This is a genomic window from Novosphingobium sp. FG137 (assembly GCF_057809735.1).
The window spans coordinates 114,341-139,313 of sequence record NZ_JBMDKN010000005.1; the positions used below are offsets into that span (position 1 = coordinate 114,341).

Annotated in this window: 19 protein-coding genes; 2 read left to right on the top strand and 17 right to left on the bottom strand. The window is 64.9% G+C overall.

Annotated elements, in window-relative coordinates; translation table 11 throughout:
* Positions 1-38: 38 nt before the first annotated feature.
* The 9 genes from edd to ACODS2_RS15230 form a co-directional block, all read right to left on the bottom strand.
* Entirely contained in the window at positions 39-1,859 is a 1,821-nt protein-coding gene (gene edd / locus ACODS2_RS15190; protein ID WP_488999597.1) for a phosphogluconate dehydratase, read from the bottom strand.
* Positions 1,859-2,470: a 6-phosphogluconolactonase gene (locus ACODS2_RS15195; RefSeq protein WP_488999598.1), complete on the bottom strand. Its 612-nt coding sequence runs from the start codon at positions 2,468-2,470 to the stop codon at positions 1,859-1,861. The genes edd and ACODS2_RS15195 overlap by 1 nt, the downstream gene beginning before the upstream one ends.
* Positions 2,463-3,911: a glucose-6-phosphate dehydrogenase gene (zwf, locus tag ACODS2_RS15200; protein WP_488999599.1), complete on the bottom strand. Its 1,449-nt coding sequence runs from the start codon at positions 3,909-3,911 to the stop codon at positions 2,463-2,465. Before zwf ends, ACODS2_RS15195 begins: the two co-directional genes overlap by 8 nt.
* 112 nt (positions 3,912-4,023) lie before the next feature.
* Positions 4,024-4,902, bottom strand: a complete 879-nt coding sequence (locus ACODS2_RS15205; protein WP_488999600.1) for an alpha/beta hydrolase — start codon at positions 4,900-4,902, stop codon at positions 4,024-4,026.
* Between the two features lie 26 nt (positions 4,903-4,928).
* The gene (locus tag ACODS2_RS15210; protein WP_488999601.1) at positions 4,929-7,007 is read right to left on the bottom strand and encodes a glycoside hydrolase family 97 protein; all 2,079 of its coding nucleotides are present in this window, start codon (positions 7,005-7,007) and stop codon (positions 4,929-4,931) included.
* On the bottom strand, positions 7,004-8,632 hold the full coding sequence (locus tag ACODS2_RS15215; RefSeq protein ID WP_488999602.1) for an alpha-amylase family glycosyl hydrolase: 1,629 nt from the start codon (positions 8,630-8,632) through the stop codon (positions 7,004-7,006). The genes ACODS2_RS15210 and ACODS2_RS15215 overlap by 4 nt, the downstream gene beginning before the upstream one ends.
* Positions 8,629-10,476 (bottom strand): alpha-amylase family glycosyl hydrolase, encoded by a 1,848-nt coding sequence (locus tag ACODS2_RS15220; RefSeq protein WP_488999603.1) that lies wholly within the window; start codon positions 10,474-10,476, stop codon positions 8,629-8,631. Before ACODS2_RS15220 ends, ACODS2_RS15215 begins: the two co-directional genes overlap by 4 nt.
* Positions 10,473-12,023: a tryptophan halogenase family protein gene (locus ACODS2_RS15225; RefSeq protein ID WP_488999604.1), complete on the bottom strand. Its 1,551-nt coding sequence runs from the start codon at positions 12,021-12,023 to the stop codon at positions 10,473-10,475. Before ACODS2_RS15225 ends, ACODS2_RS15220 begins: the two co-directional genes overlap by 4 nt.
* 213 nt (positions 12,024-12,236) lie before the next feature.
* A complete protein-coding gene (locus ACODS2_RS15230) occupies positions 12,237-15,044 on the bottom strand; it encodes a TonB-dependent receptor (protein ID WP_488999605.1) in 2,808 nt (935 codons plus the stop codon).
* A gap of 310 nt (positions 15,045-15,354) precedes the next feature.
* On the opposite strand from ACODS2_RS15230, the gene ACODS2_RS15235 reads away from it, so the two are divergent.
* On the top strand, positions 15,355-16,389 hold the full coding sequence (locus ACODS2_RS15235) for a LacI family DNA-binding transcriptional regulator (protein ID WP_298172931.1): 1,035 nt from the start codon (positions 15,355-15,357) through the stop codon (positions 16,387-16,389).
* A gap of 122 nt (positions 16,390-16,511) precedes the next feature.
* Positions 16,512-18,002: an MFS transporter gene (locus ACODS2_RS15240; protein ID WP_488999606.1), complete on the top strand. Its 1,491-nt coding sequence runs from the start codon at positions 16,512-16,514 to the stop codon at positions 18,000-18,002.
* Positions 18,003-18,022: 20 nt separating this feature from the next.
* Here ACODS2_RS15240 and ACODS2_RS15245 read toward each other — a convergent pair whose 3' ends face one another.
* Genes ACODS2_RS15245 through ACODS2_RS15280 form a run of 8 tightly spaced genes read right to left on the bottom strand, consistent with a single transcriptional unit; the run spans position 18,023 to position 24,948 of the window.
* A complete protein-coding gene (locus tag ACODS2_RS15245; protein WP_488999607.1) occupies positions 18,023-18,859 on the bottom strand; it encodes an SDR family NAD(P)-dependent oxidoreductase in 837 nt (278 codons plus the stop codon).
* Between the two features lie 11 nt (positions 18,860-18,870).
* Entirely contained in the window at positions 18,871-19,506 is a 636-nt protein-coding gene (locus tag ACODS2_RS15250; protein WP_488999608.1) for a hypothetical protein, read from the bottom strand.
* A 22-nt stretch (positions 19,507-19,528) separates the two neighbouring features.
* Positions 19,529-20,536 (bottom strand): alcohol dehydrogenase catalytic domain-containing protein, encoded by a 1,008-nt coding sequence (locus ACODS2_RS15255; RefSeq protein ID WP_488999609.1) that lies wholly within the window; start codon positions 20,534-20,536, stop codon positions 19,529-19,531.
* A gap of 12 nt (positions 20,537-20,548) precedes the next feature.
* Positions 20,549-21,307 (bottom strand): SDR family NAD(P)-dependent oxidoreductase, encoded by a 759-nt coding sequence (locus tag ACODS2_RS15260; protein ID WP_488999610.1) that lies wholly within the window; start codon positions 21,305-21,307, stop codon positions 20,549-20,551.
* Positions 21,295-22,182 (bottom strand): MBL fold metallo-hydrolase, encoded by an 888-nt coding sequence (locus ACODS2_RS15265; protein ID WP_488999611.1) that lies wholly within the window; start codon positions 22,180-22,182, stop codon positions 21,295-21,297. The genes ACODS2_RS15260 and ACODS2_RS15265 overlap by 13 nt, the downstream gene beginning before the upstream one ends.
* Positions 22,179-23,798: an FAD-binding oxidoreductase gene (locus ACODS2_RS15270; RefSeq protein ID WP_488999612.1), complete on the bottom strand. Its 1,620-nt coding sequence runs from the start codon at positions 23,796-23,798 to the stop codon at positions 22,179-22,181. Before ACODS2_RS15270 ends, ACODS2_RS15265 begins: the two co-directional genes overlap by 4 nt.
* Positions 23,795-24,112, bottom strand: a complete 318-nt coding sequence (locus ACODS2_RS15275; protein ID WP_488999613.1) for a c-type cytochrome — start codon at positions 24,110-24,112, stop codon at positions 23,795-23,797. The genes ACODS2_RS15270 and ACODS2_RS15275 overlap by 4 nt, the downstream gene beginning before the upstream one ends.
* Positions 24,109-24,948: an SDR family NAD(P)-dependent oxidoreductase gene (locus tag ACODS2_RS15280; protein ID WP_298172956.1), complete on the bottom strand. Its 840-nt coding sequence runs from the start codon at positions 24,946-24,948 to the stop codon at positions 24,109-24,111. Before ACODS2_RS15280 ends, ACODS2_RS15275 begins: the two co-directional genes overlap by 4 nt.
* Positions 24,949-24,973 lie beyond the last annotated feature (25 nt).

Here is a 24,973-nt window from a genome sequence, read left to right on the forward strand (position 1 = left end):
GTGTGTGCGCTGCTCTGAGGCAGGCGCTTATCTATGCATCAAAGACCCGCGAGCGCCAGCATCGCCGAACCGCCGCGTTCAGCGGGATCGGCGAAGTGGCGCATCATGGCGAAAAGCTCGCGGCCGACGCCGATGGCTTCGTCCGGCGCCTCGGCGGGTGTGCGGGCGGCCCATTCGGCCTCGTCCACCAGAGCGACAAGTTCGCCGGACTCGGCGCAGACGCGTACCATGTCGCCATCCTTGAGAAGGGCAAGCGCGCCGCCCTTCTTTGCTTCGGGCGAGACGTGGATGGCCGCCGGCACCTTGCCCGATGCGCCCGACATGCGGCCATCGGTAACGAGCGCGACGCGGAAACCGCGGTCCTGCAGCACGCCGAGCGAGGGGGTGAGCTTGTGGAGTTCGGGCATGCCGTTTGCGGCCGGACCCTGGAAGCGCACGACGACGATCACGTCACGCTCAAGTTCGCCCGCCTTGAAGGCCTTCAGCACATCGTTCTGATCGGAGAACACGCGGCACGGTGCCTCGATCGTCCAGCGGCTGCGATCGACCGCGCTGACCTTGATCGTGCCGCGACCAAGATTGCCGTGAACGAGGCGGAGGCCGCCTTCGGGCTGGAACGGCTCCGCCACCGGGCGCAGCATCGCGGGATTGAGGCTTTCGCGCGGGGCAGGATTCCAGCGCAACGTATCGCCATCGAGCACCGGCTGCTGCGCGCCTTCGAGCAACGAACTGCCATAGACGGTGCGGATATCGCCGTGGGCGAGACCGGCCTCGACTAGCTCGCGGATGACATAGGGCATGCCGCCTGCTTCGGCGAAACCGTTCACGTCGCCCGAACCATTCGGATAGATGCTGGCGACGAGCGGAACGGCGCGGGAGAGTTCGTCCATGTCGTCCCAATCGATCTGCACCCCAGCGGCGCGGGCGATGGCCGGGAGGTGGATGACGTGGTTGGTCGAGCCGCCGGTAGCGAGCAGGCCGACGATGGCGTTGACGATGGCCTTTTCATCGACGCAGTGGCCGAGCGGGCGATAGTCGTCGCCATCCCACGTGATCTCGCTGACACGGTGGACGGCGGCGCGGGTCAGTTCTTGGCGCAGCTTGGTGCCGGGATTGACGAAACTGGCGCCGGGCATGTGGAGGCCCATCATTTCCATCATCATCTGGTTGGAATTGGCAGTGCCATAAAAGGTGCAGGTGCCGGCGCTGTGGTAGCTCGCGCTTTCGCTCTCGAGCAGTTCGTCGCGTGTCGCCTTCCCCTCGGCATAGAGCTGGCGGATGCGCTGCTTTTCCTTGTTGGCGAGGCCGGTCTGCATTTGGCCTGCAGGCACGAGGATCGTCGGCAGGTGGCCGAAGCGCAGCGAACCGATCAGGAGGCCCGGCACGATCTTGTCGCAGATGCCGAGCAGCAGCGCCGCCTCGTACATGCCGTGGCTGAGGCCGACTGCGGTGCCCATCGCGATGTTGTCGCGGCTGAAGAGCGAGAGTTCCATCGAGGCCTGACCTTGCGTCACGCCGTCACACATCGCGGGGACGCCGCCCGCAACCTGCGCTGTCGCGCCCACTTCGCGGGCGAAGATCTTGATCTGCTCCGGATAGCGGCCATAGGGCTGATGCGCCGAAAGCATGTCGTTGTAGGCGGTTATCACGCCGATATTGGTGCTCTTGCCGGTCCGCAGCGCAATCTTGTCGTCACCGGCGGCGGCAAAGCCATGCGCGAGATTGCCACAGGAAAGCACATCGCGATTGACGCCGGCATCGCGGGCGCGGGCGATCAGATCGAGATAGGCACTGCGGCTCTGAGCCGAGCGGGCGATGATCCGGTCAGTGACTTTGGCGACAACAGGATTGAGGGGCATCATTCGCTCCAGTAGATCGTGATGGGCGGGCCAAAGCCGCGCAGGAAGTCTGAGACGGGATAGGCGTCGGAACCGGCGAGAACTCGCTCGATCAACGCCTTCTTCGACGCGCCGGTAACGACGAGGATGATCTCGCGAGCGGCCTTCAATGCGCGCTTGTTGAGCGTGAGCCGGTCGAACGGGGCTTCCGGCGGCAGCGGGATCGGGGTGGTGGCGATCACCGTCGGGCCGGGGCGGACGAGCGCATGCATGTGCGGGAAGAGCGAGGCGACATGGCCATCCTCGCCCATGCCGAGCCAGACGAGATCGAAGGGCTGAACCTGCGCACCTTCTTCAAGACGCTCGAACACCGCGCCGGTTCCGGCGAGGGCAGCATGAAGCTTGCCGAAATTGCTCGCCGGATGATCATCGGGCACACGCCGATCATCGGTCAGCGCGATAGTCGCGCCGCTCCAGTCAAGATCTTGCCCGGCCAGAAGCGCGAAGACCTTCAGCGGCGTGGAACCGCCGGTGAAGGCGAGCCGCTTGGGGCCGGGCTGCGCCAGCACGCGTGCGATATGCGCGGCGACTGCAGCGGCATCGCCCGGATTGGCCCAGGTGACGTCAGTCATGCCAGCTGCGCCCGTCGCGCTCGGTCAGCGCGATGCCGGCATTGGGGCCCCAGCTGCCGGCGGCATAGGGCCGCACTTCAAGGCCCGTCTCCGCCCAGACGCGGCGGATCGCATCGACCCAGGTCCACTGCGCCTCGACCTCATCACGCCGCACGAACAGGGTCTGCTCGCCTTCGATGAGATCGAGCAGCAGGCGTTCGTAGGCGATGCGGCGGCGGGCCTTGGCAAAGGCGGTGGTGAGCGAGAGATCGAGGTTGACTTCGCGCAGCACGATCCCGCCGCGATCGAGCCCGGGCTCCTTGGCCATGACCTGAAGGCGCACGTACTCCTCCGGCTGCAGGCGGATGACGAGACGGTTGGCGCCCAGTTTGCCGCCGCGGCCCGAGAAGATGTTGTGCGGCACGCCCTTGAACTGCACGACGATCTCGCTGCGCCGCTCGGCCAGACGCTTGCCATGACGCAGGTAGAAGGGCACGCCCTGCCAGCGCCAGTTATCGACGTGCGCCTTGATCGCGACATAAGTCTCGGTGTCCGAAGGCTTGCCGAGATCCTCGAGGTAGCCCGTGACGGCACTGCCGCCGACCGCACCCGCGCCATATTGGCCGCGTACCATTTCCTCCGCTTTCACCGGGCGCAGCGCGCGCAGGACCTTGACCTTCTCGTCACGGATCGAGGTTGCGTCGAACTCGACCGGCGGCTCCATCGCGGTAAGCGCAACGAGCTGGAGCATATGGTTCTGCACCATGTCGCGTAAGCCGCCGGTATCGTCATAGAAGCCCTTGCGGCCCTCAAGGCCGACCGTTTCGCTCACCGTGATCTGGACATGGTCGATCCCGGCGCTGTTCCACAGCGGCTCGAACATCATGTTGGCAAAGCGCAGCGCAAGGAGGTTCTGGACCGTTTCCTTGCCGAGATAGTGGTCGATCCGGAAGATCTGCTTTTCCGAGAAACCCGCCGCGACCGCGTCGTTGATGCGGCGGCTCGAGGCCAGATCGTTGCCGAGCGGCTTCTCGAGGCCGATGCGCACGCCTTCGTGGGCGAGCCCGGCAAGGCGCAGGCCCTCGATGGTCGGCTCGAACAGTGCGGGCGCGGTGGATAGGAAGATAGAGAGGCCGCAGGAAGTATCGCCGAGCTTTTCGGCAAGACCGGCAAAGCCTTCGGGCTTCGAGGCATCGAGCGTCTGGTACTCGAGCCGCTCGAGGAAGCTGGCCAGCTTGCTGTCATCGCGGCGGTCGGCGGGGAGGAACTCCTCCAGCGCGGCGCAGGCCATTTCGCGAAATTCGCCGTCATCGTGGACCGAGCGCGCGGTGCCGACGATGCGCAAGGTGGGATCGATCAGGCCGTCTTCGTGCAACGCATAGAGCGAGGGCAGCAGCATGCGCCGCGAAAGATCACCGGTTGCGCCGAACAGGAGCAGGGCGGAACAGCTGGTGGCGGCCATGGGCGGCAAACTCCTCATCCGGGCCTTTTGATGCGGGGCCCGCAAGGCTCCCCTAGACCCGAATGCCCGGGGCTTCAGCACGCATAAGTATGCGAGTTGGAATGGACAAGCCTCAGCGCCGGAGGAGCCATGCCAGGATCTCCGGCAGGCGCGCGGCCCAGGCGTTCTCCTCGTGCTCGGCGCCGGGGTACACCCTGCTCTCGAAATCAGTGCCGCGCTGCCAGCCCAGCTTCACGAACTCGGCGTCGATGGGTTCCTGATAGGGCGCGTAGAAGGCATCGAGCGTGCCTGTGCCGTGGTCCATCCAGATGCGCCGGCCAGCGGCCGCGCCCAGCGTACGGTCGAAAAAGCCGGTCCACAGGCCCAGCGTTTCGGGATTGAAGCCCTTCACCGTATCGGGGCCGATGGCAGGCCAGTGCGAACTGACGCAGGCGGCTTGCCCATAGACATCAGGGCGCGCGGCGATGGCATAGCAGCTCATCAGGCCGCCCATGCTGGAGCCGGCGATGGCGGTATCCTCGCGGCCTGGGCGAGTGCGGAAGGAGGCATCGACCCAGCCTTTCAGCGGCCCTGCCAACCACGCAAGATAGGCATCCGAGATCACCGGCCCACCCGCGATCTCATCCATCTTCGCCTTCAGGGCCGGTGACGCGGCATTATAGGCCGGGCGCGGCAGATACTGACGAAAACGGTCCTTCCCGGGGGCCCAGATGCCGACAATGATGCGTGGTTCGATCCCCTGCCCCATGACCTTGAGCATGGCCTTGTCGGCCGCCCAGATCTTGTTGAAGTTGGAGTTCTTGAGGTCGAACAGGTTGTGCCCGTCGTGCATGTAGAGGACGGGATAGCGTTTGGCCGAAGTGTCGTAGCCCGGCGGCAGCCAGATCGTGAGGCGTTGGGGCGGGAGGCCCGCCGCCTGCACTTCGGTATATTCGATGCGGTGCCCCGTATCCTCCTGCGCTGCGGCGAGGCTCGGCACAAGCAGCGCCATGAGCAAGAGGAGGAAGCGCCGCACCATCACTTGCCCGGATGCAGCCGGATCGCCGCGCCGCCGCCGGGGGCGAGCCAGAGCGGGAGCTTGTCACCCTTCTTCACGGTGAGCGTCGCGTGGGCGATCCTGTGGCGGGCGTCGGTGGCGTAGGTCGCCCCTTCCCCATCCTTCCAGATGGTGGCGGTGTAAGTCTTCCCCCCGTCGAGGAAGTCCATCGACAGCGTGAGATCGCGCGCGGTCGCATCGTTGACGCCGCCGACATACCAATCCTCGCTATTGCGATCCTTGCGCGCGAAGATCGCGTAATCGCCCACTTCGCCCGCGATGAGGTGGCTTTCCGACCAGTCGGCCGGCACCTGCCGGATGAACTCCAGCTCCTTGGGATGCGCCGCGAGGCTTTCGATAAAGTCCGAGGCCATCTGGATCGGCGAATAGATCGCCAGATAGAGCCCGAGCTGCTTGGCAAGCGTCGAGGCCAGCGGCACGTGGTTCGCGCCCTCAAGGCTGAGCATACCGGGGGTGAAGTCCATCGGGCCCGAGAGCATGCGGGTATAGACCAGCGTCGGCTCGTGGTCCGGCCCATTGGCGAACTCGCCCCACGCGTTGTATTCCATCCCCCGCGCACCTTCGCGGTCGATCCAGTTGGGGTAGGTGCGGCGAAGGCCCGTGTCCTTGACCGGTTCATGCGCGTCGATTGCAACCTGATACTTCGCAGCAGTCTCGACCACCTTCATGTGGTGCCGAACGTTGCGCTGGCCTTCGTGCCATTCCATGCTGGTCTCACCCGGGACATCGCCGGGGGCCACGATGCCGCCAGCATCCGCAACATAGCCAGTCTTGACCGAATGCATGCCAAGCGACTGGTAGAGCTTCATCGCCGGTTCGAGCTGCACTTCGTAGTTGGCGATGTTGCCGCCGGTCTCGTTGTGGCCGATCAGCTGGACCTTGTTCTTCGCGGCATAAGCCGCCACCGCCTTGAGATCGAAATCGGGCACGGCCTCGGTAAAGCTGAAGTCCTGCCCGTGGCCGAACCAGTCACCGTTCCAGCCCTTGTCCCAGCCTTCGACGAGCAGGCCGCCGAACCCGTTTTTTGCAGCGAAATCGATATACTGCTTGGCGCGCTGCGTGGTGGCGCCGTGGCGCGGACCTTCCGCCCAGGTCCAATCGCCGCGGATCATGCCCCACCAGATGCCGATGTACTTCATCGGCTTGAACCAGCTGACATCACCGATCTTGTTGGGCTCGTTGAGATTGAGCTCGAGATCGTTCTCGACAAGGCCCGCCGCGCTATCGGCGATGCGGATCGTGCGCCAGGGGGTGTTGAACGGCAGATCGCGGATAACCGCCGCCCCGCGCGAGGATGGCGCAAGCGTCGTGCGGAACAACTGGCGTTCGGCGCGCTTGAAATACATCGCCGCGTAATCGACCAGCGCGGCTTCGTGGAACGAAAGGTGCGTGCCGTCGTCAAGCCGCATGGTGATCGGCGTCTGCGCCGTAGCGACGGCATCGATCGGCGTGCGCTGGTAGATCTGTTCCTCGCGGTTCCACTCAAGGCCCGCGACCCAGAACGCAGTGCCGGGCTGCGCGATATCGAACTCGGTCCATTCTTCTCCGATTTTCAACGTCTTGAGGCCGGGCTGCTCGGGCAGTTCGTAGCGGAAACCGAAGCCATTATCGAACAGGCGGAAGCGCACGTTCATCTTGCGGCCGGCGTAGTCCGCGTTCTGCTCCAGATGGACGAGCACCTCGTTATGATGATCACGCACGAAACGGCGTTCACCCCACGGCTGTTCCCATGTGCTGTCGGCACTCGCGGTTTCAGAACCGGTGATGCGGAAGCCGCGCACCAGATTGAGCCCGTCGGTCAGCGTGAAGCCAAGCTTAGACGCGCCGATCAGAAGCTTGCCTTTGCGCGAGAGCGAGTAGACCGGGCGGTCGCTGCCATCGGTGGTGACGGTTAGCACGAGCGTACCATCGGGCGATGCGGCGGTTACCTGAGCCTTTGGCGGCGCGGCCTGCGCCAGTGCGGCGGAAGGAAGCAGCGCAGCGGCGGCGAGCGCCGAAAGAGTGGCCTTGACGGTAAACCGGAGCATGGTCTGGGTCATTCCTCGATCAAAAGCGCGCCAAAGGGCGGCAGTGTTCCGGGTACGGCACCGTTGACGGCGCTCAGCACGCGACCAGCAGGAGAGGCTGCAGCGGGCCAGGGCGCAGCCAGATGCCCCATGTTGAACACGCCCGTCACGCGCGAGCCTTCGGCGCTGCGGCGAATTGCGAGCACATTGCCACCTGCATGAAGCACGGTGAAATCACCGGCGCGCATGGCCATGTTTTCCTTGCGCAGCGCCAGCAGCGCGCGCGTCAGGTTGAGTAGTGAGGCGGGATCGGCGTCCTGCCGGTCTACCGCGCGCGCATGATTCTCGGCACCCAGCGGCAGCCACGGCGTGCCTGTGGTAAAGCCTCCCTGTTCGCCCTGCGCCTGCCACGGCAGCGGAGTGCGCGCGCCATCGCGCGAAAGCGTCAGCGGCCAGTTGGCGATCGCTTCCGGGTCCTGCACCTGCTCGAAGGGGATCTCGACTTGCGTGAGGCCCAGCTCCTCGCCCTGATAAATGATGATGTTGCCGCGCAGCGAGGCGAGCAGCATGGCCTTCATCCGCGCGAAGGCCTCCACATCCTGCGGTGCGCACCAGCGCGACAAGGCACGCGGCGCATCGTGGTTCTCGAAGGCCCAGCTAGGCCAGCCTGTGCCCGGCGCATCAGGCCATTTGGCCTGCGTATCCGCCACGAGCTGCGGTGTCAGGCGGTCGGCGTAGAGGAAATCGAAGCCGTAGGCGCTGTTGAGCCGTTCGTCACCGGCGGTGAATTCCTTCATCTCGGTTTCGGCCAGATCGCCGCCGACTTCAGCCAGCGTGAACACGGCGCCATAGCGGTTGCACAGCGCCCGCAGTCGCTCGATGAAGCCGACAATGCCGGGGTGCGACTGGTTGTAGATCTTGAGTTGGTAATCGAACGGGCGGGTGCGGCGGCGGCCGTCGTAAGGGGCTGGCGGATTGTTGCGCAGTCCCGGGTCGTGCATCAGGAAATTGAGCGCATCGATGCGGAAGCCGTCGACGCCCCGGTCCAGCCAGAACTTCATGACCCCCAGCAGCGCATCCTGCACGGCGGGATTGTGCGCGTTGACCTGGGGCTGGCTGCTCAGGAAATTGTGCATGTAGTACTGGCAGCGGCGCGCGTCCCACGTCCATGCGGGGCCTCCGAACACCGACTGCCAGTTGGATGGCGGCGAGCCGTCTTCTTGAGGATCGGCCCAGACGTACCAATCGGCGCGCGGGTTGTCGCGGCTCTGGCGGCTCTCCTCGAACCACGGATGCTGATCGGAGGTATGGGCATAGACCTGATCGATGGTGACCTTGAGGCCAAGTTCGTGCGCGCGCGCGACCATCTTGTCGAAATCGGCGAGCGTGCCGAAGATCGGATCGACGTCGCAGTAATCCGCGACGTCGTAGCCGAAATCGCGCATCGGCGAGGTGAAGAAGGGCGAGACCCAGATCGCATCGACCCCGAGCGCGGCGACATGATCGAGCTGCTGGGTGATCCCCGGCAGATCGCCGATCCCGTCCCCGTTCGCATCGCAGAAGCTGCGCGGATAGATCTGGTAGATGGCAGCGCCCCGCCACCACGGCAGATCGGCCGGTGCGGGGTTTGGCTGAGCAAGGCGTTTTGCTTGAGTCATCGGGTAGTCTGTGTCCCTGGGGAGGAAGGGAGAAGGCGGCATACCGCGCTGCCGAACGCGGGAAGATCGAGCGTGACGCTGCCCGGTGCAGCAACGCGCGCCGGGCAGGCGCCGAACAGCGTTTCAATCGCTTCAGCCGAAGTACCGACGACGCTGGCGGCATGGATCGGAGCGTCCGAGGTGTTGAAGGCGATGAGATACTCCTCGCCGGTATCGGGATCGAAGCGCGAGACGCTGAACAGACCCGGCTTCTCTTCATAGCCGCGCACCACCTGCCGTCCGCGCGCCAGCGCCGGATGCGCGGCGCGCAGGGCGGCGAGATCGCGGATCAGGCGGTAGAACGGGTGCGCGGGATCGAAGTGGTCCGCGCTGGCCGGGCGGGTTGTGTCAAGCACGGGATTGTCGAGGTAGCTCGCCGTTCTGCTCGGGAACATATCCTCGCGCGAATCCGTGTCGTTGCCATCACCGATAAAGCCCTGTTCGTCGCCATAGTAGATCACCGGCGAGCCGCGCAGCATGAGCAGCATGACATGGGCGAGGCGGACGCGTGCTTCGAGTTCAGCCTGGCTGATCCCGGGCCGGTCATGGCGGATGAGCGAGGAAAAGCGGCCCATGTCGTGATTGCCAAGGAACGTCGGCATGGCGAGCGCCGCCTGCTCGCCCCCTTCGTAGAGCACGTCGCCATCGAACAGTTCGGCCAGCACGCTGGTGCCCTTGCCCTGCCCCAGCACCGCGCGGACCGAGCCTTCGAAGGCGAAATCGAGCACAGCCGGGTAGCCGTCGCGCCGGGTATACTGCGCGATATAGCCGTTGCTCGGCTCCTCCCGCGCGACTTCGCCGAAGATCGTGAAGTTGGGAATGCCTTTGGCTTTGGCGGTCTCAAGCATGGCCGGGATGAACGCCTGCCAGAAGCCAGGGTCGACATGGCGCGCGGTGTCGATGCGGTAGCCGTCTATGCCGAAGTCTTCTATCCATTGCCGGTAGATAGCGATCATGCCCTCGCGAACGCGGGGATGTTCGGTGAACAGATCATCCAGACCGACGAAATCACCGAAACGGGCACTCTCACCAGTGAAGGTGGTGTCGCCGCGGTTGTGATAGAAAGCCGGATCGTTGAGCCATTCAGGCACTTTGACGTGCGCTTCACCGGCAGGAACGAAGGGCGTGTAAGCGAAGGCGGGATCGATGAGTATTGCAAAGTTGGCGGGCGAGGAATCCTGATCGCCTGCGAAACCTGCATTGATCGCCGGCCCGTTCACGCCGGCCTTGCGCGAATAGGGGTAGTCCGCGCGGGACCGATAGGGGAAGCCGCCAGCGGCATCCGGCTCGCGGAACTGGATCACATCAGCCGTATGGTTGGCGATAATGTCCATGTAGACCTTGAGCCCGCGCGCATGGGCGGCATCGACCAGCGCCTTGAAATCGGCGTTTGTGCCGAAGTGCGGATCGACGCGGGTAAAGTCGGTGATCCAGTAGCCGTGATAACCGGCACTCTCCAGCCCCGGCACCCCTTGCACCGGCTTGTTCTTGAACACCGGACCGACCCAGACCGCGGTCGCGCCGAGGCCCTTGATATAGTCGAGCCGCTGGATCAGGCCCTTGAGATCACCGCCATGATAGAAGCTCTTCGAAGCAGGATCGAAGCCGGTCTTGAGCCGGTCGCCCTTGAGGCCGCCGCGATCGTTGGCGGGATCGCCGTTCTCGAACCGGTCGGGCAGAAGGAAGTAGATCACCTCGCCCGCCGCCGGGCGCGCACGCACGGCATCGAGCGGCACATCGGCGCGGGCAGGCGCGCTTGCTGCAGCGAGCACGGCCAATGCGGCAAGGCTTGCCCAGCGCTTCACGCGGTGGCCCCGAGATTGAGCGGCGGCGCGGCGCAATGGCGGGCGATGAAATCGGCATGGCCGGGATAGCGCTCCACCTCGCGGACGTAGAGCCCGTTCAGCGTTTCGAGGTAGGATTTGAGATCGGCCTCGTCGATTGTCTCGGCCAGCGCGTGGCTGCGCTGCGGGACGATCCCCTGCCCCGCCATGACTTGAAACCAGCCCACTTCGCCGAACAGCTCGTCACCGTGGCGGAAGATATGGCCGTTGGCGCGGAACAACTCGATGCGGTCGCTCAGCGTGTCAGGCAGCGCGATCTCGCGCATCGCCTGCCAGAACGGTTCGGGCCGCTGGTTCACGTGGTAGTGTAGCACGATGAAATCGCGGATGCGCTCCATCTCGAAGGTAAACTGGCGGTTGTATTCATTGCGCGCGGCCTGGGTCTGGTCCTTGCCGGGCAGGAACTTGAGGATGCGCGAGATCGCGGTCTGGATCAGGTGGATGCTGGTCGATTCCAGCGGTTCAAGGAAGCCGCTGGCAAGCCCGACCGCGATCACATTGCCGCGCCACGCCTCGGTGCGGCGACCCGTAGTGAAGCGGATGGGCCTGGGATCCGCTAGCGCAGGGCCATCGAGGTGGGCGAGCAGGCTGTCCGCCGCCTCGTCGTCCGAGGTAAAGGCGCTGCAATAGACGCGGCCATTGCCGGTGCGGTGCTGGAGCGGAATGCGCCACTGCCACCCTGCGGTGTGCGCGGTGGCGCGGGTATAAGGGGTGAAGTCCGGGGCACGGCCGCTCGGCACGGCCAGTGCGCGGTCGCAGGGCAGCCAATGGCTCCAGTCGACATAACCGCTGCCCATGGTGCCACCGATCAGGAGGCCGCGAAAACCGGTGCAATCAATGAAGAGGTCGCCGGAAATCTCCTCGCCAGAGGCAAGGACAAGCGTTGTGATATCGCCGCTCAGCGGATCCTGCCGGACTTCGGAAATCCGGCCTTCGCGCCGGGTGACGCCCCGGCCTTCCGCGAATTGACGCAGGAAGGCGGCATAGAGCCCCGCGTCGAAGTGGAACGCGTGCGGCATTTCGGGGATGTTGCGACTGGTCAGCGGAGCGCCGCGATGCATGCGGCCCGCGCGTGCGGCGACATCGTTGATGGCATAAGCGCCATGCGGTCCGGCAATGCCAAGGCGGCGGCCCCGCGACCAATAGTGGTGGAACGCGCAGAGCCCCACATCGCGGCCGACATCGCCGAATGCATGCATGTAGCGTTCGCCCGGCGCGCCCCAGCCCACGAATTCGATCGCGAGCTTGAAAGTGGCCTGCGTGGCACGGATGAAAGCGTCCTCGTCGATCCCGAGCGCCTGATTGAACATGCGGATTTGGGGGATCGTCGCCTCGCCCACGCCGACGGTGCCGATCTCTTCGGATTCGACGAGCGTGACGGTGAAGCCGGTATCAAGGAAATGGCCGAGGGCAGCAGCCGTCATCCAGCCCGCCGTGCCGCCACCGGCCACGACGATACGAACGGGGTCGGTGTTACCTCCGCTGCCGCTAGTCTCGGTGCTGCGCATCGCAGTCTCCCTGGGGCCCGACTGACGGGGCGGTCCGGATTGTGAAATCGGGCGCCGGACGGCCATCGACAGACATGGCAGGCGCGGCGGTTCTGTCGCGGCTGCCCGGTGACCGGGCAGCCAGGCGACAACTCTTCATCGTTTCAGGCATGGGCGGAAGGTACCGGGCGGATGGACTTGCAGCAAGCCATCCGCCCGAACCCCGCATAGGTATTAGAACTTGTAGCTGAGCCCGATGTAGAAGTCCCGGCCGTAGCGCTGGTAGTCGATCACCTGGCGCGGATCGTTGTTCTGGTAGGTGATGAACGGACGATCGGTGAGGTTGCGCGCCTGGAACAGGATCGAGAGGCCTTCGAGCGCCGTACCGGGCTGGAAGTCATACCCGATCTGGGCGTCGAGGATGCCTTCCGCCTTCGCCGTGCGGTAGGTCGGGTTGGCCGAAAGACCAGCGACCTCGGCGAGGAACTTCGAGCGGTAGCGATACGAAGCGCGGACCTGGAGGCCGTGCTTTTCGTAGTAGACCGAGGCGTTGCCGACCCAGTCCGACAGGCCCGGCAGGGTGATCGGGTTGGTCGGATCGCTGTTCAGGCGGATCGTGCTGTCGGTGTACGAGCCGCTGCCATAGAAGCCGAAGCCGTCAAGCGAAGGCGTGAGCAGCGAGAACGGCAGCGAGAGCGTGAACTCTGCGCCCTTGAGCGAGCCGCCGCCATCGTTGAGCGGCTGCGAGACAACGCCAACCGTGGTTGCGAGCTGGTTGCGGATAGCTGCCGGCAGCGAGGCCGCGACGGTCGCGAAGTCGAACGGCAGGTTGCGCTGCGGATTCACGAAGTCGGTCAGCTTCTTGTAGTAGCCGGCCAGCGACACGTAGCCGCCCTTCGGGAAGTAGTGTTCGACCGAGACGTCGACGTTAGCCGCACGGTAGGGACGCAGCTGCGCGTTACCACCGTTCGACTGGAAGAACGGCCGGGTCGGATCGCTCGAGCCAAGGTTCTGGAAGTTGAAGCTCAACTCCTGGTTGACCCGCTCCTGATCGAGACGCGGACGAACCATGCTGAGCGAACCGGCCAGCTTGACGTAGGTCGCATCGGCAACTTCAAGCGAGAAGTTCGCGCTCGGCAGGACGCGCCAGAACTTGTCGCCGCCCGTGGCAGGCACGACGAGCACGGTTCCGGTGGCCGAGTCGAAGTTCGAGATCGAACCGGTCGAGCTCTGGTCGGTGTAGACCGCCTGCACGCCGATCGAGCCGGTGAGCTTCTTGCCGCCGACGTCGCCGTCAAGCTTCACCATGGCGTAACCGGTCCACACCTTCTCGGTAACGCTGTTGTCGCGCACCAGCGAGACCGGACGGTTGTCGTAGACCGAGGCCAGCGAGTTGTTGAGGAGGTAGACAGGATTGAGCGCGAGCATCTGCGGCACGCCGAGGTAGGCGAGCGGCACGGTGCCGACGACAGCCTGATCCGGAATGGCGGCAAACTTCGGAGTCCCGCTGTCCACCGAGCAGTCGCTGCCGGCGCCCTTGGGGCACAGGAAGAACGAGGTGAACGCCGAGGTCTTCTTGCGGCGGCTGAAGTTCGCACCGATCTGCCAGCCCGCGAGCGGGCCCGCGCCTTCGATCGAACCGTCGAGGTCGGCCCGCAGCGAAAGCAGATCGTCCTTGAACTTCGGACGGTTGAGGAAGCCCGCCTGCACAACGGCCTTGGTGCCGTTGTAGCCCCAACCGCGCGGGTCGGTCAGGCCGAACAGCGACTTGTCGGCATAGTTGAGGGTCGGGACGATATCGAACGTTCCGTTGGGATTGGCCGAAATCTTGAGCGTGTCCGAAGCACCCGTCGCGCCGTAGCCGGTGCCGGTGTAGGTCTCGAGCAGATCGTCGGTGCGCTTGGCAGTGCTGTAGGACGCGTCGACGGTCAGGTGCATCGTGTCGCTGAGACCGATGACGTTGTTCCAGCCAATCGAGAAGTTGTCGGCCTCACGCTTGTTGCGGTCGTTGCGCTGCACGGCGTGAACGCCGGAAACAGTGGCCTGCGTGACGAGGCCGTTGTCGACCGTGTAGCCGGGCTGCACCGTGGCGCCCGAACCCCATGCCGGCGCGATCGGGAATTCGATGCCGCGCAGGATCTGGGTTTCCTTGAAGTGCGAATAGAGCACGTCGAGGGTCGAGTGGAAGTTGTCGCTCGGCTGGTATTCCAGCGTGGCGACGGCGCCGTAGCGCTGCAGTTTGTTCGACTGGACGTAGGGCTTGGCGCCGCCAAGGAACAGGTTGCCGCCGGCTGCGCCTTCGTTCGGGAAGCCCCAGGCGTTGTAGCGCTCGTTCTGCGAGGGCGCGTCGGTGGCCGAGACGCCGATGGCGATGCCGAAGGTGTCGTTTGCGAACTTGTCGACGTAGGCTGCCGAAGCGCGGTAGCCATAGCGGCTGCCATCGGGGTTGAGCTTCTTCTGGCCGTTCATCTGGCCGCGCAGCTGCACCGAGACGATGCGGTCCTTCTGCGCGAGAGGGCGCAGCATGCGCAGATCGACCGTGCCGGCGATGCCGGCGGCGACCAGCGACGGGGTCGGGGCCTTGTAGACGACGACGTTCTTGAAGAATTCGGCCGGGTACTGGTCGTACTCGACGCCGCGGTTGTCACCGACAGTGACCTGCTCGCGGCCGTTCAGCAGGGTGGTGCCGAAATCGGGGCCGAGGCCGCGGATCGAAAGGCGCTGATCGCGGCCTTCAAGACGCTGCGAGGTGACGCCGGGCAGACGAGCGAGCGAATCCGCGATCGACACGTCGGGCAGCTTGCCGATGTCTTCGGCCGAGAGCGCTTCCACGATGGTCGGCGCGCCGCGCTTGATCGAGGCCGAGGCATTGAGCGAGGCGCGGTAGCCGGTGACGACAATCGCGCCATCATCGGCGGCGGGCGCTTCGGCAGCGGCCTGCGGCGCGGCATCCTGCGCGAAGGCAGGTGCAGCAAGAGCGGCAGCGGTCAGCGCAATCGCCGAACTGCCCAGACGGATAGCAAAAAGGGTGTGCTTAGCCATGGAAATCAGATCTCCCCCATGCGGCCAGATCGTGGCCTCGACGTTGTCGGAACGCGGTTTTTCCGGGTTCAGTACGAGGCGCTGGGTAGGCCCGGCATGGCAAGGAACGAATATGGCATACGTATACCATCGGAATTCCGGGGGTTTAGAGCACTTCGGTGAGGCCGATTTGTCACGCATGGCGCCTGCACAATGCGTTGAACGCCATGAGTCCTCCGGGGCAATTGCTTCCATGCATTTCCATGCGTAGACTGCAGCCTTGCCGACCATGCGGGGGAAAACCGCGGCGGTGCGGAGGAGGTTGCACGCGATGGGCCGCAGGCCTTCCAACAAGCCGACCAGTTTCGACATCGCCTATCTGGCGGGGGTCTCGCAGCCGACGGTGAGCCGGGCGCTGCGGGGCAGCAAGTCGGTCAGCCTCGCCACGCGCCAGAAGATCGAGGCGATTGCGCGCCAGCTTGGCTACACGGTCGACAAGAACGCCTCCTCGCTCCGCTCGCAGCGCTCCAACACGCTGGCGCTGCTGTTTTTCGAGGATCCGACGCCGGACGAATCCGGCATCAATCCGTTCTTTCTCGCCATGTTGGGGTCGATTACGCGGCATTGCGCGGCGCGCGGGCTCGATCTGCTGATCTCGTTCCAGCGGCTCGATGATGATTGGCACAAACGCTATCAGGACAGCCACCGGGCCGATGGGCTGATCCTGCTCGGCTATGGCGATTACACGCTTTACGAAAGCCGGCTACGCCAGCTCGTGCGTAGCGGCGCGCATTTCGTGCGCTGGGGCGCCGTGGAGCCAGATGCGCTCGGCGCGACGGTCGGCTCGGACAATTTCGGCGCCGGGCGCCTCGCGGGCGAGCATCTGCTCGCGCGCGGCCGGCGCAAGATCGCGTTTCTGGGGCAGGCAGACAGCCACTATCCCGAGTTCAAGAACCGCTATGAAGGGCTTGTCCGCGCGGTGGAAACCGCGGGCCTGACTCATGATCCCGACCTCGTTGCCCCGGCCGTTTCCTCCGAGGAACTGGGCTATCAGGCGGCGCGCAAGCTCTTGAGGAACGGCAAGCCCTTCGACGCGATCTTCGCCGCAAGTGACCTCATTGCTATCGGCGCGATGCGCGCGCTGGCCGAGGCGGGGCTCAGCGTCCCCGGCGATGTTGCGGTGGTGGGCTTCGACGATATCCCGGCAGCCAGCCTCACTTCCCCGCCTTTGACGACGGTGATGCAGGACATGCGCCACGCTGGCGTCGCGTTGGTCGAGACGGTCATGGCGCAAGTCGAGGACAAGCCCCCGCCCTCGCCCTTCCTGCCCACCCGGCTCGTGGTGCGCGGCAGCACCGGCGGGTAGTCCAGAGCGGAATAATCATGCAGGCATATGGATGACATTCGTATGCATTGCTGCCGAGGGCGCTGCGCTGGCCTAGGGATCAGGCAGAGATAACAAAGCAGATGCATCCGCTATGCGGGCGCATGGGGGAGCCGAACGGCGTGACAACTCGTCAGAAACCGAAGCAGTCCTTCTGGGGACTGTGGAATGTGAGCTTCGGCTTTTTCGGCATCCAGCTCGCGTTCGGGCTGCAGAACGCCAATGTCAGCCGCATTTTCCAGTCGCTCGGCAGCAGTGTCGACGATCTTGCGTTCCTGTGGATCGCGGGGCCGGTGACAGGCCTGATCGTGCAGCCCCTGATCGGGCATTATTCTGACCGCACATGGGGGCGTTTCGGACGGCGGCGGCCCTACTTCGTGGCAGGCGCGGTGCTTGCGGCGCTGGCGCTGCTGGGCTTGCCGCAAGCAGGCGTGCTGCTGGTGGCCGCCGGGTTCCTCTGGCTGCTCGACGCATCGCTCAATATTGCAATGGAACCCTTCCGCGCCTTTGTGGGCGACATGACGCCCGATGACCAGCGCGCACAGGGTTTTGCGCTGCAGACCTGGTTTATCGGCGCGGGTGCAGTGATCGGCAGCCTGCTGCCGGCAGTCTTCGCGCATCTCGGGATCGCCAATACTGCGCCAGAGGGCGTGGTGCCGGATTCGGTACGGCTGAGCTTCATGATTGGCGCGGCGGCGATGGTGCTGGCGGTGGCGTGGACGGCCTTGCGTGTGCGCGAATACAGTCCCGAGGAAATGGCGGCGTTCAACAGCGATCATGCCATTGCCGCGCAGCATGGGCAGCCGCTGGTCTATTCGCCGCGCGGGCCGATGTGGCTGCTGATCGGTGCCGGTCTGCTGGCGATCGTGAACGAAATGGGGCTCGACAAGCAGCTCTATGTGCTGGGCGGCGGCCTCGCTCTCTTCGGCCTTGCGCAGATCGTGCTGCGCGCCACCAAAGCCAGAGGCGCACTGGCAGAAATCATGAGTGACCTTGCGCAGATGCCCGCGCAGATGCGCCAGCTGGCGGTGGCGCAGTTCTTCACCTGGACCGCGCTGTTCATCCTGTTCATCTACACGACCCCGGTCGTCACCCGGAACGCCTTCGGGGCGACTGACACGACAGGCGCGGCCTATAACGCGGGCGCAGACTGGGTGGGCGTGATGTTCGCATTCTACAACGGCGTCGCCGCGCTCGCGGCGTTCCTGCTGCCGGTGCTTGCGAAGCGGATCGGGAATGCGCCCACGCATGCGCTGTGCCTGCTTGGCGGCGGAGTGGGCTTTCTGCTGCTGCTCGTGCTGCGCGACGCATGGCTGCTGCTGCTGCCGATGGTGTTCGTCGGCATTGCCTGGGCCTCGATCCTGGCGATGCCCTACGTGATCCTCACGCGCGTGCTGCCGCCGCACAAGTTCGGCATCTATATTGGCGTGTTCAACATCTTCATCGTCGTTCCGCAGCTGATGGTCGCGACGATCATGGGCGGAGTGATCCGCAGCTTCTTCCCGACCGACCCCAAGTGGACCATGTTGGTCGGCGCGGTGGTGATGGCGGCCGCAGCGCTTGCGATGCTGCGCGTGCGCGAGGATCAAGCCTAACACTGGGCCCAATACTGGGCCTAATACTGAAACGCCGCCTCAGGCACGGCGTCCATCAACGCCTCGTTCCGTTCGCGCATCTTGTCGCGGAATTCGCCATGGGTGACGATATAGAGCCGATTGGCGAGAATGCCGTCGGCGACGATCTCGCCCACGGTGGCGGGGTCCATCCAGTCATTGCCGGGCGGGCGTTCCAGCAGGCTGGCCTCGCTTTGCCTAAAGCCGCTGCCCTCGCGCAAATGCGCCGGGCGGTTGAGCGCAGCCTCATAGATATTCGAGCGTACGAAGGCGGGGCACAGCACCGACATGCCGATGCCCTTGTCGGCAAGTTCCTCGCGCATGTTTTCCGTTAGATTGAGCACCGCCGCCTTGCCCGCAGCATAGATCGCAAAGTTCGACGGCATGCGGACCGCAGCGGCGAGTGAGGACACGTTCACCACATGCCCGCCCCGCCCGTGCGCGATCATGCGCGGCAGGAAGCTCTGCAGGCCATTGACCACACCGCCGAGATTGACGCCGAGGCCATAGTCCCAATCGGCATAGCCCGCTTCGAGCAAAGGCCCTTCGACGCCGACACCGGCATTGTTGACGAGAATGTCGATGCCGCCGAGTTCGATATCCATGCGTTCAGCGACGGCGGCAATGGCGGCGCGGTCGGTGACGTCAAGCGTCAGCGCAGCAACGCTGCTGGCGAAGCCGGCTTCCCGGATTTCCACCAGCGCGCGGTCGATGTGATCGGGCCGCAGGTCTGCAATGACGACGAAGGCGCCGCGCTCTGCCAGTGCCTTGACGATCCCGAACCCGATGCCGCTGGCACCGCCGGTGACAAAGGCCCGCTTGTCATGGAAGCTGCGCATGGGGCCTCCGCTCAGCCCTGATAGACCCAGTAGCGCGGGCCGAAGCGTGCTTCGAGCTCGGCGAGCTTGGCCTTGTGGATTGCCTGGATTGCAGCTGGGGTGGTCGCTTGTTCGGCGGGAACTTCCTCGAGCCGGATGCTGGTCGGGTCCTCGTAGAGGTGCTCCCCGGCAAGGCGAGCCTTGTCGTCATAGGGCCAGATGAACGCCTGTCGGCTGGAGACATGGTAGAGCGCATCGGCCTTGGGCGCATCATAGCCCATCGCCTGCAAGTCCGCGCCGCGCGCAAGCTGGTGGAAGGTGATCTCGTCACAGATGCCCCAGTCGTTCACCGCGAGGCGGTCGTCGGAATGCCACAGGACCGCCTGCCCGACGCTGTTGTAGAAGCCCTTCACGCCTTCCTTGCCTTCGATCACTGCCGGGTTCGCGCCCCAGGTGACGCGGTAGACCGGGTGATCGACCATCATGTCGCTGGCGGTGATATCGTCATAGAGGCCGGCCCCTTCGAGATGCACGTGGCGCCAGAAATTGAGCAGTATGGCCTTGTGCAGCGGGTTCGAGGTTGCGCCAAAGAGCGCCTCGGTTGGGTCCATGCATTCGAATACAGCGCGCTCGATGGCGTTCGTTGGCAGGGTCGTCGCGATGTTCATCGGCCTCTCCTTTTAGGTCTGGTCATGTTCCCGGCGCGATCAGCACCTTGCACTGCTGCGTGCGGCGGCGCAGCGCCTCGAACACGGTGGGGGTGCTGGCCAGCGGGATGGTTTCGGTGACAAGGAGGCGCGGTTCAGCAGCGCCCCGGTCCAGCGCATCGAGTGCGGCCTGGTACTCGTGCGTGGTGAAGAAGGCCGAGGTGACAAGGCGCACTTCCTTCGAGAGCATGGCGAAACTGTTGAAGGTATCGGGCACGGTGCAGAGCCCCAGCAACACGATGGTCCCACGCGCGCGGACTTGCTCGACGGCTTGTGCGATGAGGCCGGGAACGCCGACGCATTCGAATACAACATCGGCCTTGCCGCCCAGCGCACGCTCCGCTGCGCCGATCGGATCGGTGCGATCCGCGACGAAATCGTGCGCGCCCATGGCCAGCGCTCGGTCCTGCTGCCAGGTGGCGACATCCTGCACCACGACGCGCCCGGCCCCCATGCGCCGTGCCCAGAAGGCGGCGGCGAGGCCGATGGGTCCGGCGCCGAGGATCAGCACCTTGTCGCCGATATGCATGCCCGCCATGGCAACCCCGTGGAGCGCGACGGCGAGCGGTTCGATGATTGCGCCATCGGCCAGACTGGCGGATTTCGGCAGCTTCACGCACTGGTTGGGCTTGGTGAGGGCATATTCGGCATAGCCGCCGCCTTGCAGGCCGAAACCTTCGCACCATGAGACATTGCCCGCGAGGCAGGCGGGACAACTGCCGCAGCTCTTGAGCGGGCTGACCGCCACGAGATCGCCCTTGGCAAGGCCTTCTACGCCTTTGCCGAGTTCGACGATTTCGCCCGCGAATTCATGCCCGAGGATCGAACCTGCGCCCTGCCCGTAGGCCGGGTCCTCGGTCATGTGCAGATCGGAGCCGCAGATGCCGCAGCGGCCGACCTTCACCACGACCTCGCCTTCGCCGGGCTCCGGATCGGGAACGGTCTCGACGCTCAGCGGCTTTTGCAGGCCCTGCATGACGGCGGCGCGCATGGGCGTGGTTCCTCAGTGCGCTGTCTGGCCGCCATCGATGGCGATGGTGGCACCGTTGATGAAGCTGGCCGCATCCGAGAGGAGGTGCAGCACGGTTCCGGCGATTTCCTCCGGCTGCGCGGCGCGGCCGCTGACATTGCCGGCGAAGAAGGCGGCGCGGAAGTTCGGGTCATCCGCCCAGTGCTGTGTCATCGGGGTGACGACAAAGCCGGGGGCGATGGCATTCACGCGGATGTTTTGCTGCGCATATTCCACAGCGGCTGCCTTGGTCAGGCCCGAAACCGCATGTTTCATTGCGCAATAGACGCTCATGTTCGGGTCCGCGATCAACGCGCCGACCGAGGCGGTGTTGACGATGGCGCCGCCGCCCACCTTCAGGAAATGGCGGATTTCGGCTTGCATCGCGAAAAACACGCCCTTGAAATCGACGTCGATGGCGAGGTTCATTTCCTCCGGCGTCACTTCATGGATCGGGCGCTGTGGGGGCAGGATGCCGGCGTTGTTGAAGGCGGCGTCGAGCCGGCCGTAGCGCACGAGGCAGGCCGCCACGAGCGCCTCCATCGCGGCGGGATCGGTGACATTGGCGTGCATGAACGATGCCTCGCCGCCCGCCTGCTTGATGATGGCCACGGTTTCTTCGGCACGGGAATCGATATCGCCGATGATGACCTTGGCACCAGCGCCGGCAAGCGCAACGCAGGCGGCGCGGCCGATTCCAGTGGCGCCGCCGGTGACGAGGACGGCCTTATCGGCGAAGGTCATTCGGTCCATGCGGCCTGCTCCCCCTTGGCAACGCGCGCGGAATTGCCGAGCAGGAAATCGCCCAGCACATCGACCGCATCCGGGAAGGCCTTCTTCACGCGGGCGCTGAGGTCGGCGCTGTCCTTCGAGGCGGCGACCAGCTTGGGCCACTCCGCAATATAGCGGCGGGTGAATTCAAGGCCCGATGCGTCGTTCGGCGTGCCCGGCTTGTCATGCCCGGCAACCACGATCTCGGGCTTCAGCGCGATGAAGCTGTCGTTCGCCTTGCCCCAGGCGGCAATGGCAGCGGCGTCATGCTCGCCCATCCAGAGGTACATCTGGTTGTAGACGAGATCGCCGGCGAACAGCGCCTTGATCGAAGGTGCCCAGAGGGCCGTCGCGTGGACATGGTCGCCCTGCACGGGGCCGAGGACCTTCAGCTCCTTGCCCTCCAGCATGATCGTGTCACCCTCCAGCGCTGCAGGCGCGGTAGGATGGCGCGGGGCGTTGACGCCGAGGACCGGATACCAGCGCTTCACCTTGAAGGGCAGCGAGCGCCAGATGTCTGCGGCCACCACCGGGTGCGCGACGATCTTCGCGTCCGGGAACGCATCCTGCAGCACTTCCATCGCGAAGAAGTGATCGGGGTGATCATGCGTGATGAAGATCGTGGTGAGGTGCTTGCCGCTATCGAGCACCATGGCGACGACGCGGTGAGCATCCGCGCGGGTGAACGGCGCATCGACCAGCACCGCATCCTTCTCACCCTTGATCAGCGCGATATTGGCAAAGAGCGAGCCGCCACTTGTGCGCAGGGTTTCAACCGTGAGCGGCTTTTCCTGCGCATGCGCGGTGGTGGAGAGCAACACGGCGGCGAGCGCCAGAAGCGTTTTCCTGATCATCATGCGATCCCTGATTTGCCGGGGGCGAGGATGTGGTTTGGATCGAGCGCATGCTTGAGCTTGGCATTGAACGCGCGGTTCACGGTGCCGAACTGCTGCGCAACAAGGTCCATGGCATGAACGCCGGTGCGGTAGCTCGCCCAGCCCTTTTCGCCGAAGCCGATGACGAGTTCGCGGTAGCAATCGTCCGCGCGCTTCTCTTCGGCGGGGTCAGACTTGTCGTAAAGCAGCGCGATGATGTGGTGGAGTTCGCGGCTGCCGATGGCAAAGGCGGCGGTATAGTCGAAGCCGTGCTTGCCCAGGATTTGCTTGGCAAGCGCGACCTGTCCCTGCGTTTCGCTGCCTTTGGCTGGTGCAACCGGCGCGAACCACGCAAGGCCGCCACCATTGCCACGCCAGCGCGCGAGGCCGATTTCATCGAGATTGAGGCCGCCCTGCATCAGGGTAGCGTGGTGGTGAAACCACGGGTTGTCCGCCATTTCGGCCTCGGTCAGCACTTCGCCGTCGATGGCGGCGAAGGCGGCGCGGATGATCTTCTCGCTTTCGGCGATCATTCCTTCCGTGCCGTATAGCGCGATATAGGTGTTCCACATGCCGAGGTTGTTGGCCGTGGCAGCCTTGGAAACGGCCTCGTCGGTGATCGGGCCGGCGCCGTCCCACACTTCGCCGCGCCGCTTGAACATGGCCAGCTGATAGGCACCGCCCATCATCAGCACCACGTTGGGCACGATGTTGGCAATGCGCAGCGGGCGCATCGCCTCGACAATGCGGGCGACGTCCTCCATCTTCTTGTGGCGAATGACAAAGGGCTTGTAGACCGGCGGCGCGGGCATCAGCCACATGCCCATCTTCGTCACGATGCCGAAGTTCGATTGGGTGAACAGGCCATCGAGATAGGGCCCGTAGCCCCATTTGAACGCCTGCCATGCGGACGGGTTCTTCGTCGAGCCCATCCCGGTGCGCAAGATCTCGCCATCCGCGAGGACGACTTCCATGCCGCACTGGACCATGAAATGCTCGCCATAAGGCGTATACCCCACGCCGCGATCGAGCGTGTTGCCGACCGGACTGGCGATGGGGCCAACCGTGGGTACGTCGATCCACAGCGGAAGGTTGTTCTCGACCAGATAGTCCTTGAGCTGGCGGTAGGTTACGCCGGGCTCCACGAGCGCGGTGCACAACACAGGATCAACATCGATGATCCGGTTCATGCGCTTGAGATCGATAATCATCTGCCCCGGCATGGCCGTGGTCGTCATGCCGTAGCCCATGTTCTTGCCGGTGGAGACCGGCCAGATCGGCTGGCGGAACTGGTTGGCGATCTTGACGATGGCCTGCACCTGCTCGACGTTTTCCGGGCAAACCGCGCCGACAGGGACATGCTTGCCGAAGGGATCGGGCGTGTAGGACTTCTTCCACGGCGCAACGGCATCGGGATCGGCGAAGACCCAATCATCGCCGACGACCTTGCGCATGGCGGCAACTGCGCCCTTGAAATCGGCCTTCTTCACGCCGGGCGCGAGGACCGCCTTCGCCTTGGCGCCGGTGCCAAGGCCAACAGCGGCGGCGGAGGCCGCGCCTGCACCGAGCAGGCTGCGGCGATCGAGATTGACGGTCATTGGCCGTGCTCCTTGGGGTCTGCGGCGCTGGTCTGGACCCAGGCGGCCAGTACCTTGAGCTCGGCGGGCGTCACTTCGGTGGGGCGGAAGGCGGGCATCGCGTTCTGACCGTGGCGGACCATGTATTCGACCGTTTCCGCGGGCAGGCCCCTGCCCCGGATCACCGGGCCGACGTTCTTGCCGTGGCAATAACCGCAGACTGCTGCGTAGACCTGTTCGGGGCTCCGCTGCGCCTGCACTTCGCCCAGCTTCTGCGCCGCCTGAGCAGTTCCCGCGAGCACAAGGCCCGCCACGAGGACCAGCACCCGCTTCACTGGAATTTCCCCAGCATCATGCCGCCATCGATCACGACGTGGCTCCCGGTCATATAGTCCGAGGCATCGGAGGCGAGCAGCAAGGCCAACGGCTTGAGCTGTTCGGTTTCCGCAACCGCGCCCAGCGGCACGATGGCATCCCACGCCTTGCGCGCGACAGGGTCCTTCTTGAGCCAGCCCCCGCCGATGTTCGTCACGAACGGCCCCGGCGCGATGGCATTGATGCGGATGCGGAACTCGGCAAGTTCCAGCCCCAACGCGCGCACCATGTGCAGTACGCCCGCCTTGGCGGGCATGTAGGGCAGGCCGACGATGGGTTCGGTGACGAGCCCGGCGTTGGAGGCGGTGCAGATGATCGAGCCGCCGCTGCGGCCATTGGCGCGGCCAGCTTGCTTCATCACCCGAACGGCATTGCTAACGGTGTAGAACACGCCCGAAAGGTTGACCGAGATCGACTTGTCCCAGCGCTTCGGGTCGTACGTATCGACCTGGCCATCGGGATTGCGGTGCCCGGCGGGGTTCCAGAAACCGGCACCCGTATCGATCCCGGCATTGGCGAAGGCGATGTCGAGCCCGCCATAGGCCTTGGCATGGGCATCGAACGCGGCGGTGACCGCATCGAAATCCGACACATCGAGGCGGTCCGCGCGGGCTTCGTATCCAGCCTCACGCAGGCGGGCGGCTTCCCGCTCGGCGCCTTCGCCGTCGATATCCGTGATCGTGACCATGGCACCCGCTTCCGCCATCGCCTCGGCATAGGCGAGGCCGATGCCCGACGCCGCGCCCGTGACAAGCGCGGAGCGGCCCTTGATGTCGAAACGGTCCAGAATTGCCATTGTCGTTGTATCCTCTCCTTCCGCA

Coding starts and splice junctions, on each gene's coding strand:
- edd (WP_488999597.1), bottom strand. CDS start 1,859: ATGCCCCTCAATCCTGTTGTCGCCAAAGTCACTGACCGGATCATCGCC.
- ACODS2_RS15195 (WP_488999598.1), bottom strand. CDS start 2,470: ATGACTGACGTCACCTGGGCCAATCCGGGCGATGCCGCTGCAGTCGCC.
- zwf (WP_488999599.1), bottom strand. CDS start 3,911: ATGGCCGCCACCAGCTGTTCCGCCCTGCTCCTGTTCGGCGCAACCGGT.
- ACODS2_RS15205 (WP_488999600.1), bottom strand. CDS start 4,902: ATGGCGCTGCTTGTGCCGAGCCTCGCCGCAGCGCAGGAGGATACGGGG.
- ACODS2_RS15210 (WP_488999601.1), bottom strand. CDS start 7,007: ATGACCCAGACCATGCTCCGGTTTACCGTCAAGGCCACTCTTTCGGCG.
- ACODS2_RS15215 (WP_488999602.1), bottom strand. CDS start 8,632: ATGACTCAAGCAAAACGCCTTGCTCAGCCAAACCCCGCACCGGCCGAT.
- ACODS2_RS15225 (WP_488999604.1), bottom strand. CDS start 12,023: ATGCGCAGCACCGAGACTAGCGGCAGCGGAGGTAACACCGACCCCGTT.
- ACODS2_RS15230 (WP_488999605.1), bottom strand. CDS start 15,044: ATGGCTAAGCACACCCTTTTTGCTATCCGTCTGGGCAGTTCGGCGATT.
- ACODS2_RS15235 (WP_298172931.1), top strand. CDS start 15,355: ATGGGCCGCAGGCCTTCCAACAAGCCGACCAGTTTCGACATCGCCTAT.
- ACODS2_RS15240 (WP_488999606.1), top strand. CDS start 16,512: ATGGGGGAGCCGAACGGCGTGACAACTCGTCAGAAACCGAAGCAGTCC.
- ACODS2_RS15245 (WP_488999607.1), bottom strand. CDS start 18,859: ATGCGCAGCTTCCATGACAAGCGGGCCTTTGTCACCGGCGGTGCCAGC.
- ACODS2_RS15250 (WP_488999608.1), bottom strand. CDS start 19,506: ATGAACATCGCGACGACCCTGCCAACGAACGCCATCGAGCGCGCTGTA.
- ACODS2_RS15255 (WP_488999609.1), bottom strand. CDS start 20,536: ATGCGCGCCGCCGTCATGCAGGGCCTGCAAAAGCCGCTGAGCGTCGAG.
- ACODS2_RS15260 (WP_488999610.1), bottom strand. CDS start 21,307: ATGGACCGAATGACCTTCGCCGATAAGGCCGTCCTCGTCACCGGCGGC.
- ACODS2_RS15265 (WP_488999611.1), bottom strand. CDS start 22,182: ATGATGATCAGGAAAACGCTTCTGGCGCTCGCCGCCGTGTTGCTCTCC.
- ACODS2_RS15270 (WP_488999612.1), bottom strand. CDS start 23,798: ATGACCGTCAATCTCGATCGCCGCAGCCTGCTCGGTGCAGGCGCGGCC.
- ACODS2_RS15280 (WP_298172956.1), bottom strand. CDS start 24,948: ATGGCAATTCTGGACCGTTTCGACATCAAGGGCCGCTCCGCGCTTGTC.